This window comes from Serratia sp. JSRIV004 (assembly GCF_019968705.1).
GTDB lineage: Bacteria > Pseudomonadota > Gammaproteobacteria > Enterobacterales > Enterobacteriaceae > Chania > Chania fonticola_B.
In genome coordinates this window covers 4,185,908-4,199,256 of the sequence record NZ_CP074140.1, presented here as the reverse complement: position 1 = coordinate 4,199,256, position 13,349 = coordinate 4,185,908, and the positions used below count along the sequence as shown (strand labels likewise).

At 50.2% G+C, this 13,349-nt stretch carries 11 protein-coding genes; 8 read left to right on the top strand and 3 right to left on the bottom strand.

Translation table 11 applies throughout. The annotated features are described in order from the left end of the window. The first annotated feature begins 15 nt into the window (after nucleotides 1-15). From KGP21_RS20070 to KGP21_RS20050, 5 genes are all read left to right on the top strand, one after another. Entirely contained in the window at nucleotides 16-786 is a 771-nt protein-coding gene (locus tag KGP21_RS20070; RefSeq protein WP_021806087.1) for a molecular chaperone, read from the top strand. Beyond that, nucleotides 752-3,304: a fimbria/pilus outer membrane usher protein gene (locus KGP21_RS20065; protein ID WP_223498153.1), complete on the top strand. Its 2,553-nt coding sequence runs from the start codon at nucleotides 752-754 to the stop codon at nucleotides 3,302-3,304. Before KGP21_RS20070 ends, KGP21_RS20065 begins: the two co-directional genes overlap by 35 nt. Further along, complete coding sequence (locus tag KGP21_RS20060) at nucleotides 3,295-4,428, top strand: fimbrial protein (RefSeq protein WP_223536107.1); 1,134 nt, start codon at nucleotides 3,295-3,297, stop codon at nucleotides 4,426-4,428. The genes KGP21_RS20065 and KGP21_RS20060 overlap by 10 nt, the downstream gene beginning before the upstream one ends. Nucleotides 4,429-4,435: 7 nt before the next feature. Next, the gene (locus tag KGP21_RS20055; RefSeq protein WP_223498152.1) at nucleotides 4,436-5,236 is read left to right on the top strand and encodes a molecular chaperone; all 801 of its coding nucleotides are present in this window, start codon (nucleotides 4,436-4,438) and stop codon (nucleotides 5,234-5,236) included. A gap of 159 nt (nucleotides 5,237-5,395) precedes the next feature. Next, nucleotides 5,396-5,605, top strand: a complete 210-nt coding sequence (locus KGP21_RS20050; protein WP_021178640.1) for a hypothetical protein — start codon at nucleotides 5,396-5,398, stop codon at nucleotides 5,603-5,605. A 172-nt stretch (nucleotides 5,606-5,777) separates the two neighbouring features. Here the strand turns inward: KGP21_RS20050 and KGP21_RS20045 are convergent, their stop codons facing one another. Further along, nucleotides 5,778-6,317 carry a DUF2058 domain-containing protein gene (locus tag KGP21_RS20045; RefSeq protein WP_021178639.1) on the bottom strand — a complete coding sequence of 180 codons (540 nt, stop codon included), beginning with the start codon at nucleotides 6,315-6,317 and terminating at the stop codon, nucleotides 5,778-5,780. Nucleotides 6,318-6,525: 208 nt separating this feature from the next. Next, nucleotides 6,526-7,116: a TetR/AcrR family transcriptional regulator gene (locus KGP21_RS20040; RefSeq protein WP_037375551.1), complete on the bottom strand. Its 591-nt coding sequence runs from the start codon at nucleotides 7,114-7,116 to the stop codon at nucleotides 6,526-6,528. Nucleotides 7,117-7,212: 96 nt separating this feature from the next. Between KGP21_RS20040 and KGP21_RS20035 the strand changes: the two genes are divergently transcribed. The 3 genes from KGP21_RS20035 (at nucleotide 7,213) to KGP21_RS20025 (ending at nucleotide 12,553) form a co-directional block, all read left to right on the top strand. Then, on the top strand, nucleotides 7,213-8,112 hold the full coding sequence (locus KGP21_RS20035) for an ABC transporter six-transmembrane domain-containing protein (protein WP_223536105.1): 900 nt from the start codon (nucleotides 7,213-7,215) through the stop codon (nucleotides 8,110-8,112). A 76-nt stretch (nucleotides 8,113-8,188) separates the two neighbouring features. Next, nucleotides 8,189-11,287 (top strand): multidrug efflux RND transporter permease subunit, encoded by a 3,099-nt coding sequence (locus KGP21_RS20030; RefSeq protein ID WP_223536103.1) that lies wholly within the window; start codon nucleotides 8,189-8,191, stop codon nucleotides 11,285-11,287. Between the two features lie 366 nt (nucleotides 11,288-11,653). Further along, nucleotides 11,654-12,553, top strand: coding sequence for a LysR family transcriptional regulator (locus KGP21_RS20025; protein WP_021806080.1), 900 nt, complete (start codon nucleotides 11,654-11,656; stop codon nucleotides 12,551-12,553). Here the strand turns inward: KGP21_RS20025 and KGP21_RS20020 are convergent. Next, nucleotides 12,546-13,334 carry a substrate-binding domain-containing protein gene (locus tag KGP21_RS20020; RefSeq protein WP_223536101.1) on the bottom strand — a complete coding sequence of 263 codons (789 nt, stop codon included), beginning with the start codon at nucleotides 13,332-13,334 and terminating at the stop codon, nucleotides 12,546-12,548. The two genes, KGP21_RS20025 and KGP21_RS20020, sit on opposite strands and share 8 nt — an antisense overlap. Between the last annotated feature and the right edge of the window lie 15 nt (nucleotides 13,335-13,349).

Genomic DNA, 13,349 nt, shown 5'->3' with positions numbered 1-13,349 from the left:
TCAGAGGACAGCGCCATGTTAAGAACTCTATTTACCGTTTCCGCCTTTAGCTTGGCGCTGACATGGACAGTTGCCGCTGATGCTGGTGTGATCATCAACGCCACACGCATTATTTATAACGAAAACAGCGGTGAAGCGATTACCCAACTGCGTAACCAAGGGACCAGCCCGGTGTTGATTCAGTCCTGGATCGATAACGGCGATGTTAAATCCAAACCCGACACCGTCAAGGTGCCTTTTACCCTGACGCCACCGGTAGCCCGTATCGATCCGGGCAAAGGGCAGGCGTTGCGTATTGCACGTACCGGCGGCGGATTGCCGAGTAACCGTGAATCACTGTTCTGGCTCAATGTGTTGGAGATCCCACCCAAGGCTACCCAAAAAATAGCCGCGGGCGACAACCTGATGCAGTTCTCTTTCCGCACCCGCATCAAACTGTTCTATCGGCCGAATAACCTGCCAATGACCCCGGCTCAGGCTTACGAAAAGCTGGATCTGAGCTTACGCAAAGGGGCTGCGGGTTATGAAATCGTCGCCAAGAACCCATCGCCTTATTACCTTACTTTCCGCCAGATTGAAATTCGTAGCGCCAAAGGTGCGCCAGTACTGGGCGATCTAGGGAAAACGCAGGAAAGGATGGTGGCACCCTTTGGCGAGTTGGTGATGAAAATTCAAGGAATGAAATCGGCACCGTCAGCAGGCTTAAAAGCGTTTTATAGCCTGATTGATGATTTCGGTGGGGATAACAAAAATGAGCGGACGTTGGCGGGCAGTGGTAAGTCTTGATTGGCGGCCCTCTTTTCTCAACCAGATTTATATTGCGGGAGCCATTTTACTGGCTCCCATAACGTTGGCTTATGCGGATGAAAGTGAGGCTATTGAGTTCAACGAGTCTTTTCTGCGTTCGTCCGTCGATGTCAGCCAGTTCTCCAGCGGTAACCCGGTTGCTCCCGGCATTCACCGCATCGATCTCTATCTTAACGACCAATGGAAAGGGCGTCAGGACGTCAACTTTTCCCTGGCTTCGCCGCAAAGCAGCATCGCTCAACCTTGCTACGATCTGAAACTGTTAAGCCTGTTCGATATTGCCTTGGATAAACTGGACAAGGCGGTGCTGTCGCGCTTGCAGCAAGGGGAACAGTGTATTGCGTTGGGTGAACTGATACCTGGCGTGGAGGGCAATTTTGATAGCGGTGGCCAACGGTTGGACGTGCGTGCGCCGCAGTCTTTGCTGCAGCATGAAGCCCGTGGTTATGTCAGCCCTGAGCTGTGGGATAACGGCATCACGGCGGCGACCCTGCAATATGACTACAACGCTTACCGTGCCGATCATTCCGACTCATCTGCTCAAACCACCCAATTTCTGGGGTTGCGTGGCGGATTAAATTGGGACGTGTGGCGTCTGCGTTACCGGGCGTCGGCCAATTGGAATGATGACGAGGGTTTTCGCTATCAAAGCAATGAAACCTATCTGGAACGGCCTCTGGTTGGCTGGCGTAGCCGGATGGTGCTGGGCCAATCGACCACCGACGGTCAAGTCTTTGACAGCATTGGGTTCATTGGCGCTCAGATCAGCTCGGACGATCGTATGTACAGCGATTCCCAACGTGGCTTTGCCCCGGTGGTGCGCGGTATCGCCAATACCAACGCGTTGGTGCGTGTAAGCCAGCGTGGCAGCCAGATTTATGAGACCACCGTACCGCCGGGGCCGTTTGTTATTGACGATCTCTATCCTACCGGCAGCGGCGGCGATCTGCTGGTCACGGTGACCGAAGCCGACGGCACTGAACGCAGCTTTACCGTCACCTATGCTTCGATTGCCGAACTGCTGCGGCCAGGTGTAACCCACTATTCACTGATGGCGGGGAAATATCGCAATAACTCGGTGAGCGAAGAACCTGCCATTGCGGTGGGCACCTTGAGGCATGGTTTCACAAACCTGCTGACGGGGTATACCGGTGTGATCGGTGCCGATGGCTATGCGGCGGCCTCGGGCGGTTTGGCATTCAATACCGATTTTGGTGCGCTGTCGGCGGATATTACCCAGGCACAAACGCAGTTTGAGCACCGTCCTAACGAGCAGGGGCAGAGCGTACGTCTCACCTATGCGAAAATTTTGCCGGTAGTGGATACCAACATCACGCTGGCCAGCTACCGCTATTCCAGCTCTGGGTATTACAACGTGGATGACGCCATGTTGCTGCGCGATCGCGACAGTAACGATAGCGGCTTTGCTGACTATAACAGTTGGAAACGACGTAATCGTTTCCAGATTAACGCCAGCCAGTCGTTGCCGGAGGGGTTTGGGACTGTCGCGTTGAATGCCAACGTGCAGGATTATTGGGATCATGACCAGACCGACCGCGAATATCAGCTTAGCTACAACAATCATTATAACAAGCTGAATTATGGGGTTAACTTCGCACGGACACGCAACCTGGCAACCGGAAACTGGGATAACAAAGCCATGCTGACCCTGTCGATCCCATTGGGTTCCAGCTCGCGCGCACCTAACCTGACCAGCAGCTATACCCAGCAAAAGGATCGTCAGGGGTTGCAGAACTCGCTGTCCGGTAGCCTGGGAGAGGACCGGCAGTATAACTACAGCGCCTTTACCAACTACGACTATGATAAAAATGGTAGCAACAGCGTTAGCGGTGGCGTCAACGGCTCATGGGCCGCGCCTTATGCCTTCGTTGGGGGCAGCGTTTCCGCAGGCCAGGGTTATCAACAATATGGCGCCAATATGTCCGGTGGCCTGGTTGCCTATAGCGGCGGAGTGGTGTTTACACCGATGCTGGGGGAAACGTCGGCAATCGTCGAGGCAGAAAACGCCAAGGGGGCCAGGATCACCAACTACAGCGGTCTGCGCCTGGATAACAGCGGAAAGGCGGTGGTCCCTTACCTCAGCCCTTACCGTCAAAATACCGTGGAGTTGGATCCGAAAGGGCTTTCCAGGGATGTGGAGCTGAAATACACCAGCCAGAAGATCGCGCCGACCGCCGGTGCCGTTGGGCTGTTACGTTATGAGACCGAAAGCGGCTACTCGATCCTGGTGACGGCCCGAGACGTTGCGGGTAATCCGTTGCCCTTTGGCGCAAACGTGTCCGACGAACAACAGCGTAGCGTGGGGTATATCGGTCAGGTTGGTGAAGGCTTACTGCGGGTTAACAACCCTAAAGGCCAGTTAGAGGTGAAATGGGGGGAAGGGGCCGGAGACAGTTGCCGGTTTAACTATCAGTTGCCCGCCGTATCGCCTGGGGATGAACCAGACTATCGCCGCCTGGAGGTAATATGCCAATGAAGCAACGACTGACGTTGGTCCGTTTGTTCACGCCGAGGCTCGGCGCAGGGTTCCGGCTGCGGGGTAAGCGCTTGCTTCTTGGCTTATTGCTGATATTTGGCTACGGCGGAGCGACCAGCGCCGAAGGGCTTGCGGTCAGTTGCGCGCGTAACAGCGGTTATTATCAGTTTTTCGACACGGCCACCATTGAGATTGGCAAAGACAGCGCTGTGGGTGACGTGCTGGGGCCTTGGATCAACTCTTACAACTCCACGGCCTGGAACTGCACCCCCAATAGCGCCTACCAGCAGCCGGTGCAGTTTAGCGTACAGGGTTACCCGCCTTACACCACGCGCAATACCATCGTGGTCGATGGGCAAACTTACATGCTGTATAACACCACGGTAAAAGCCGGTCTGGGGTATATCGTCCGTTGGCGTTATACCCTGAATGGTAAAACCACCAACTGGCAGCCGTTGACCATTGGCACGGGTGGGCAGCAGACCCATCCTGAGACCATTACCGTCAACTACAGCGGTAACCGCTTCTATTTGGGCGTTGATGCTCAGGTGCGGTTTGTGAAAACGACCACCGGCCTGACCGCTGGCGCAATTCCCTTGTTCGATCCAATTTATCTGCGGCATTTAGAGACGTATAACGGCATTGCTCTGCCGGGCGATCTCACCTACATGATTGCCCAGTTCAAAAGCGGCGGGACTATCGCCAGTGGCGGCACCTGCACCACTCCGAATGTGAATGTCGATCTGCCGGAGGCCAGCGTCGGTCAGTTCAACGGCGTGGGTTCGGTGGCAGGGCGTAAAGCCTTTGAGCTGGCGTTCAACCAATGCCCGGCGGGCTTGGCCAGCATTGGTTACAGTTTTGCCGCCACGACACAGGTGCTGGATGCTGCCAATGGTGTAGTTGCACCGAACGCTACCTCAAGCGCTAGCGGCGTCGGGATACAGTTACTGCGTGGCAACAACCTGCCGATGACGTTTGGCACTATTTATCTGCTGGATAACTATAATAGTTCTGCCAAGGCCAACTATCGGGTTCCCATGCAGGCTGGCTTGTTCCAGGTGGGTAATGCGGTAACCGCAGGTACGGCCAACACCGCAATCACTTTTACGCTCAATTATAAGTAGGGTAAAAATGGCAGCTATGTCTGGTTTCACGCCACAATATCGCAGGCTTGGCCGTTGGCTATTGATTACAGTGATGGCCTTATTTATCCCACTGAGCCACGCCGAGATATACCTGGGAGCCACGCGCCTGATTGTCAACGGCAAGGATAAGGAAGCGACGCTGCGAGTGACCAACGAGGGTCGCTCAGCGGTGCTGCTGCAAGTCTGGGTGGACAATGGTGATAGTGAGGCGGAACCGGAGAAAATCGCCACGCCGTTTACCGTAGCGCCGCCGATCTTGCGCCTGGACGGGAAGCGGGCACAGCGTCTGAGAGTGTTGTTTACCGGGGCGGAACACACGCTGCCGAGCGATCGTGAGTCGGTGTTTTGGCTTAACGTGTTGGAGATCCCGCCTAAAGTGGCCAGCAATACGGCCAGCCAGATGCAGATGGCGTTCAGAACCCGCATTAAATTATTCTACCGGCCACGGTCATTACAGACGATGAACACGGCCAACGTGCAGGAGCAGTTGCGCTTTAGCCTGGCAAAACAGGGCGGCAACCCGGTGTTGCTGGTCAGCAACCCCACGCCTTTTCACCAGACATTATTAGAAATGACGGTGGGCCGCGATAAGCAGCAGGCCGTCGTTACCCTGGTACCGGAAAATGGCATGGTAAGCCCAAAAGGGCAGGCTGATTTTGCCTTAACCGCGGCTAAAGGCCCGGTGAATGCTGGCATGAAGGTATTTTACTCGGTGCTTGACGACTTTGGCACTGTGGTTACGGCAGAGCGAGTCTTGCAGGCGGAGCAATCTTCCTTGCCGCGCTAGGTATTTCTGCGATCTCTGCCCACTTTTTAATCACACAGCACGTATGGCGTATATTTTTTAGCTTTTGCGAGTATTCTTAGAAGTGCAGCACATTTAACGAGCGATTGTCATCCTGCTTGTGGCACGTCAACTTTACTGTAAAACGTTGAGGAGGAGATCATGGAAACTTTGGAAAAGTGCTATGTCTATGCCAAGAACACCAGCAACATGGATTTTCTCGCTTCTACGGTGGCATTCTTGGAGTTTCAGGGTCGTGAAGTCGATGCTAACGGCGTGGCGGGTAATATGTCGCGTGAACAGAGCGATAACTTCTTCGAACGGCTCAATCATTACCGTTCTATCTACAAAAAGCAGAGCCAGCCAGCTTGAATTCACCCCTAAGGCCCCGTTTTCGGGGCTTTTTCATTTAACTTTTTAATTTAAATAAGATTTTTTGTGATTTAGTTCGAAAACGAAAAGATAGGTCGAAATGCCCCTGCGGTTGAGCTCAAGGGGCGTTGTTGCTTAGGGGCTGGTCGCTGTAAGCATCTGGAAAGTTTGTTTACCACATCAGATCGTCAGGCACGACAAAATCGGCATACGGATCTTCTTCATCTTTAGCCTCTTTGCTCAGCTCGGCATTTAATACAATGCTGCTCGCATCACGCTGCGCAATTTTATCTGCCACGATCGCGGGTATAATCGCGTATTCGCCATCAGGATTCTTATCGGTAATCAGACGAGCAATGGCAAGGCGGCCACTAATCAATTGAGATTGAGTCGTTTTATCCACATATATTTTTTTAATTAAATTATTATCTGTGAAGTTATAGCCAATATCGCCATTTGCAATAACGATGCGGTTCATTTCAATAAGCTGCTTAACCTGGGCTTTATATTCTTTAGCTAAGGCGGCCTGTTTTTGCTGCTCATTCAACTGTTTATCACGTTCAATCTGTGCTTTTTTGTTTTCTTCCACGGCCTCTCTTGCCTCACGAGCCTGAACCCGCGATTTTTTAGCCGTTCTTTCCACTTTCGCCAGTTTTTTACTGTTGACCAGTCCAGCTTTAAGCAGCTGCTCTTGTAATGTTAGCTTTGCCATGTTCGTTTCCGAAACCGATTAAATAATGCCTTGGATTATACCCTTAACCTAAGAGGTTGTGCCAGGGGACGGAAAATTTCCACGCAAATTACTGATAGCATTGACTATTATACCCTCAACCTAATCAAGACCTGTGCTCATCAGCCATGGCGATAAACCTGAACAACCTGACAATGGGTAATGAACATTATGCATGAAATTCAAACAATTAGATATGTGACTGGATTAATAGGTTCTGCTTTATGAAGTCTTCAACATCCTCCTTCGCCTGCTTTAAGGATCCCTCCGAAGGTAGCGTGAACAGATATTCACTGTAGCCAAATAGCATCGCGTCTAGCTGTCGTGCTACGCGGGGGGCTTCAACACTGCGAAATGCTCCTTCTTCCATACCGGATCGAATAATTTGGGTAAGAACCTGATGCCACTCTTCTAAAATCGACTGCATCAGACTGGCATAAGATTCATTATGCGTGGAGAGTATCCATAGAGACCCGTACAGTTTCCTGGTAGGGTCAGGCGTTGCAGAAATATTACCATCAATAAATTCTTGCAATTTCTGATGGGCAGGTAATGGTTTAAGCATTATGCGAAACTCTTCCAGTTCCGTAAGCATAAATTTTGTTACTGCTTCGAGACATAGCGATTGCCAGTTTTTAAAGTAGTGATAAATATGGCTACGGGAGAGGCCTAAGGACTCGGTGAGATCACGTGTTTTCACATTCTCAACGCCTTTTTCAATAAACAGTTCGACAACAGCACTGAGAATTTTATCTCTCATCGGTTCTGATTTACATTTCACGGCCCATCTCCTTCTTGACTTTGAGCAACTGCTCAAATAGCATGTTCTTATCATTTGAGCGATTGCTCTATTATTATTTTAACAGAAACCCCTTCAATGAACAGTCGAAATATTCCCGCTCCTCCAGTGGCCGGAAGTGCTTCCAACACTCTGAAATCACTGGCGAGTCGTCACCGAAGAAAGTTATCCCTGACTTTTTTCCTGGTGATTGCCGAGAACGTTACCTACCTGCTCTATCCAATACTGGCAGGTGTGTCCATCAACGCCATCCTGGCAGGGCAGACGTTAAATGCTGTGCTGTATGGGGTAATGATCTTATTTATCTGGTGCCTTGGTGCGACACGAAGGAGTGTGGATACGCGTGCTTTCGCCAGAATTTATGCCGCGCTGGCGGTCTCTGTGGTGATGACGCAGCGTAAAATAAAGCTGAATTATTCTACCGTGGCGGCCCGCGTAGCGTTATCAAGAGAGTTTGTCGATTTCTTTGAGTTGCATTTGCCGATGCTCATTACTTCTCTGGTCTCTATGATTGGTGCTGCCGTCATGTTACTGCTCATTGAATTTTGGGCCGGTGTGGCTTGTCTGGTCATATTGGCCTTTTTGGCCTGCTTCCTCCCAGGATATGCCATTAAAAATGAAGCACTGTATAACAGACTGAATAACCGCCTTGAAAAAGAAGTGGATTTTGTCAGTACAGCCACCAGGCTTTCCCTGGAACGGCATTATTTGACACTTGCGAGGCTGCGCATAAGGCTATCCGATCGCGAAGCCATAGGCTATCTGTCTATTGGGGGGCTGGTTGCCCTGTTGTTTAGCCTAACTATCGTCTGGATGACTCAGGCGAAGGGCATCAGTGCTGGTCATATCTATTCTGTGATGACCTATATGTGGATGTTTGCTACAAGCCTTGATGATGGTCCGCAGCTATTGGAAAAATATTCACAACTTAAAGATATTGGTAAAAGGATCAACACTGAAATAGTGGAAAAGGACTAATGCCGCTCACTTTTCATTATGTTTGGAATACACACGGTATTTCTAAATAAATCATCATCAATACGGATGTCATTCAATGTCCCAGTTTTTTATCAATAGGCCAATTTTTGCCTGGGTCATCGCCCTATTTATTATTCTGGGAGGGGGCCTTGCTATCCCGCAATTGCCGGTGGCCCAATATCCAGCCGTTGCACCACCCAGTGTGTCGATAACGGCAACCTATCCTGGAGCAACGCCAGAGACGATGAATACGTCAGTTATTTCACTTCTCGAACGCGAGATAGCAGGGGTTGATAATCTGCTTTATTTTGAGTCGTCCAGTGACACGTCGGGTATGGCATCCATTACGGTGACGTTCAAGCCTGGCACGAATATCAACCTTGCCCAAATGGATATTCAGAACCAGATAAAAGTGATCGAACCTCGCCTTCCTCAGGTGGTGCGTCAGAATGGTGTCAATGTTGAAGCCGCCAATTCGGGGTTTCTGATGATGGTGGGATTGACGTCGCCTTCCGAGCAATATGAAGAAGCCGATTTGAGCGACTATTTTGCACGCCATGTGTCTGATGAATTGCGGCGAGTGCCTGGCGTGGGCAAAGTTCAGTTATTTGGTGCCGAAAAGGCGATACGTGTTTGGTTGGATCCCATCAAGCTGTTCACCTATAAACTGTCGGTTAATGATGTGCTCACGGCGCTCGGTCAGCAAAACATCCTGGTTTCACCGGGGCGTATGGGTGATGAGCCCGCCCTTTCTGGACAGCGGGTTACCTACCCACTGACGGTTCAAGGACAGCTTTCTTCACTGGACGAGTTCCGCAATATTACACTTAAAGCAAACAACAACGGCTCGCGATTGAGATTAGCGGATGTTGCCCGAGTGGAGTCCGGTTTACAAAGTTATGCTTTTGCGATCCGCGAGAATGGGTTGCCTGCAACTGCAGCGGCGATCCAGCTCTCCCCTGGGGCAAATGCAATCAGTGCTGCCGAGGGTATCCGTATGCGTCTTGATGAACTGTCCGCAAATCTGCCGCAAGGGATGCAATTTACAGTTCCTTTTGACACGGCCCCGTTTGTGAAACTCTCGATCGAGAAAGTCATCCAGACCTTTGTTGAAGCAATGATCCTGGTGTTTCTCGTGATGCTGCTTTTTCTGCACAAAATTCGCTGTACGGTGATCCCTGCCATTGTTGCGCCAGTCGCTTTGCTGGGCACATTGACCATCATGTTATTCAGTGGTTTTTCCATAAATGTACTGACCATGTTCGGTATGGTGTTAGCTATCGGCATCATTGTGGATGATGCGATCGTGGTTGTTGAGAATGTCGAACGTCTCATGGCGGAGAAAAAGTTGCCGCCCAAGCAAGCGACACGTATTGCGATGGCGGAAATTACCCCGGCAATTATCGGTATCACCCTGGTATTGACCGCCGTATTTATCCCTATGGGCTTTGCCAGTGGTTCGGTCGGTGTTATTTATCGGCAGTTTACACTCTCGATGGCGGTGTCCATCCTTTTTTCGGCATTTCTCGCCCTGACGCTGACACCTGCACTGTGCGCTACCTTGTTGAAACCTCATGGACAAAAAGAAGGTTTGGGGAGTAGATTTTCACACGGCTTCAATCGTAAGTTTGATGGCTTATCTGTTCGCTATGGATCTGGATTGAAGTATGTGTTGAAGCGTACAGGAAGAATGATGCTGCTTTATGTTGCTCTATGCGGCTTGCTGTTTTTCGCGTTGCAAAAACTGCCTTCATCGTTTCTTCCGGAAGAGGACCAGGGCTATTTTATGTCCTCAATGCAACTTCCTTCAGATGCGACTATGGAGCGGACTCGTGAAGTCGTACAGCAGTTTGAACAGACAATAGCGACACGTAACGCCATTGAGAGCAATATTTCTATTCTGGGATTTGGATTTTCGGGGTCGGGCCCAAATACGGCAATGGCATTCACCACATTAAAAGACTGGAAAGACAGAAAGGGTTCGACGGCTCAGGGAGAAGCCGATTTTGTTCAGACAACACTGGGCGAGGTGCCTGATGCCACAATTTTAAGTTTGTTGCCGCCAGCGATTTCAGATATGGGGACATCATCAGGATTTACGCTGTATGTTGAAGACCGGGGGGGAAAAGGTTATCCCGCATTAAAGCAAGCGGCAGAAAAGCTCGTCGCACAGGCTAATCAAAGTCCACTATTAACCGATGTCTACATTGATGGATTACCTCAAGGCGTGAGTGTTGCACTGAATATAGATAGGGAGAAGGCTGAAGCATTCGGCGTTTCTTTTGACGAGATCGGCCAGGCGCTTTCTGCCGCCGCTGGTTCTTATTATGTGAATGATTACACGGAACGCGGCCGCGTTCAGCAGGTCATCGTTCAGGCTGATGCCGATTATAGAATGCAGCTTACTGACTTACTGAAAATCTCCGTCAGAAATAGAACCGGTGAAATGGTGACGCTTTCGTCTTTCGTGAGCCCGTCTTGGACTTTAGCCCCAAGTCAATTGAATCGCTATCAGGGATATCCTGCATTCAGGGTAATGGGAAGCGCAGCGGCGGGCCAATCGAGTGGCACGGCGATGGCTGAAATGGAACGATTGGCTGATTCGTTACCTCATGGATTCCAGGCCGAGTGGGCCGGGAGCTCTCTGCAGGAAAGAGAATCTGCATTACAGTTTCCCATGCTTATTTTGCTGTCCATTCTTGTGGTTTTTATGGTGCTGGCGGCACTCTATGAAAGTTGGTCAACGCCTTTTGCCGTTATGTTGGTGGTTCCGTTGGGGCTGGCTGGTGCAGTATGTGCGGTGATCATTGCTGGTATGTCAAATGATGTCTTTTTTAGAGTTGGCATGATCACCATCATCGGACTTTCTACTAAAAACGCCATTCTGATCGTTGAGTTCGCTCGGAAACTACGTATGCAGGGGATGGATACTGTTACTGCAACATTGCTAGCGGCTAAACAAAGATTACGGCCCATTGTTATGACTTCTCTGGCCTTTACGCTGGGTGTTGTTCCCTTGATGCTTGCTACTGGTGCTAGCGATAAGACTCAGCATGCAATAGGTACGGGTGTCTTTGGCGGCATGATCAGTGGGACTTTATTGGCAATATTCTTTGTGCCCGTCTTTTTTGTCTTTGTCAGTGGATGGGTAGAAAGAAAAGGCAACGTTAAATAGATAAGGCAGTATCTGGCCATGGTTATATTTCCATCATGGCCAGCGTTAATCTTTTTTGTCCCCGTTATGATTCTGCTCTGGTTTACTGGCATGAACAGTCCCAAAAGGCCAAAGCCGTTTCCGCTGTCGTGCGTTGTGATACGTATTCTAACGAACCTATATCTATCGATGGTGTTGCTATTTTAGGTTTCAAAACTAATCAGTATTATTGATTGATTTTGCGACCATAACAAAGTGAAATTGATATTTTTGTTTGTGCTGCCAGTTGAGAGTGTTGTTCGGTCTTGTAAAGGTTGTTGTTGTGCTATAACTGGCTATCATCTCTCTTTTAAGTTTTTGCCGCCTTTGAAAGGATTGTCTATCGTTATGCCCGTTAATTTTGATCTCAACGATCTTTATGCCTTCCGCGCTTTGGTTGAATACGGTAACTTTAGGCTTGCTGCGGAGTCCATCTGCCTTTCACCGTCAGCATTGAGCCGCAGGATCGAGAAGCTGGAATCAGCGCTTGGCATAAAATTGTTCGACAGAACCACCCGGCGCGTTACGCTGACACTTTATGGGCAGACCTTTGCCGAGCGTTCAGATCAACTATTGATGAACTTTGAGTTGGTATTAGCGGATATCAATAAGGCCAGTCAGACTCGAACGGGGTTGGTCACTGTTGCCACGGTGCCTTCGGCTGCCTATTATTTTATGCCCGACGTCATTCGTCGCTTCCAGGCTCGCTATCCGCGTGTTCGCGTTAAACTGATTGATAGCAGTGTAGGTAATGTTATCGAAGCGGTTACGAGTGGGCAGGCGGACTTCGGCATCTGTTTTGCGAGAAGCCTGCAACCCAATATTGAATTCCTTCCCTTGATAGGGGATGTTTACGTGGCTGCCTGCAGGCGCGATCATCCCATCGCCAGTAAAAAAAACCTCACCTGGCGCGAATTTTATCAGCAGGACTATGTGGGGTTGGACAAGACGTCAGGAAACCGTAATCTGCTCGATCAGATGTTGGCACATATCATTCCCGAACGCCCCAGTGTCTGCGAAACTCGTCATGTGACGACTCTGCTGGGTATGGTTGAAGCGGGCATCGGCATTGCTGCCGTGCCCGCTATGTCAATGCCATCTTCAGAGCATTCGGTACTGACCCACCTGCAGTTAACCGATCCAATTGTGAAGCGTACAGTTGGCCTAATCAAACGCAGTGGACGCATTCAGTCCTATATTGCTGCCGAGTTAGAAAAGTTGATTACTGAACAGTATCACTCTAGTTAACCGGCTGTTCAGCTTTCACGGTTCTCATCCCTGTGGCCCGAATGACCTTTTGAGCCTGGGCGGAAGACAGGAAATCCAGCAGCGCTTTACCCCCTTGACGATGTTCTGCTTTCGCGGTGATCGCGCCAGCAAAGCGGGTAATGTACTGCACACCTTCTGGCAGTTCGCCAATAAAGGTTACGCCCGGAACAGGAAGCAGTTCACTGACTTGCTGGAAGCCCAGCTCATATTTTCCTTTTGCCACTTCTGATGCCACAGGAATACGTTCAATCATATAAGTTTTCTCTTGCAACTTGGCTTCAATACCCAGCTTTTTGAACAGCTGGCTGCTGACATAGCGGCCGCTGGCACTGTCAGAATAGGCAATGGATTTAGCATGTAGCAGAGCATTACGTAGATCTGCAGTCTTCTCGATATTGGGTATCGAGTCCCCTTGCTTTACTACCATGCCAATTGGCGAGTCGGCCAGCTCCACGCGTGAACCTGGTTGGATCCAATTATCCTTTTCTAAATTTTCCAGTGCGCCTCCAACCATTATCACCACATCGGCCTTTTCACCGCGCGCCAAGCGTGCAGGGATCGCCTGGGGAGTCTTCCCCATGGAGGGGCCGGATACCAAAATGATTTTGTCGCCACTCTTCGCTTCGAATTGTGGGGTCAGTTTCTCCAGTGCGGCTTGAAAGCCGCCTGAAATCATGACGGTAATGTCTTTGGCCTGTACGCCCACGCTGACAGAGGAGAGCACCAGTGTTGCAAGGAGTGAACGAGAGATCTTTTGCATGATGTAATCCCTGAT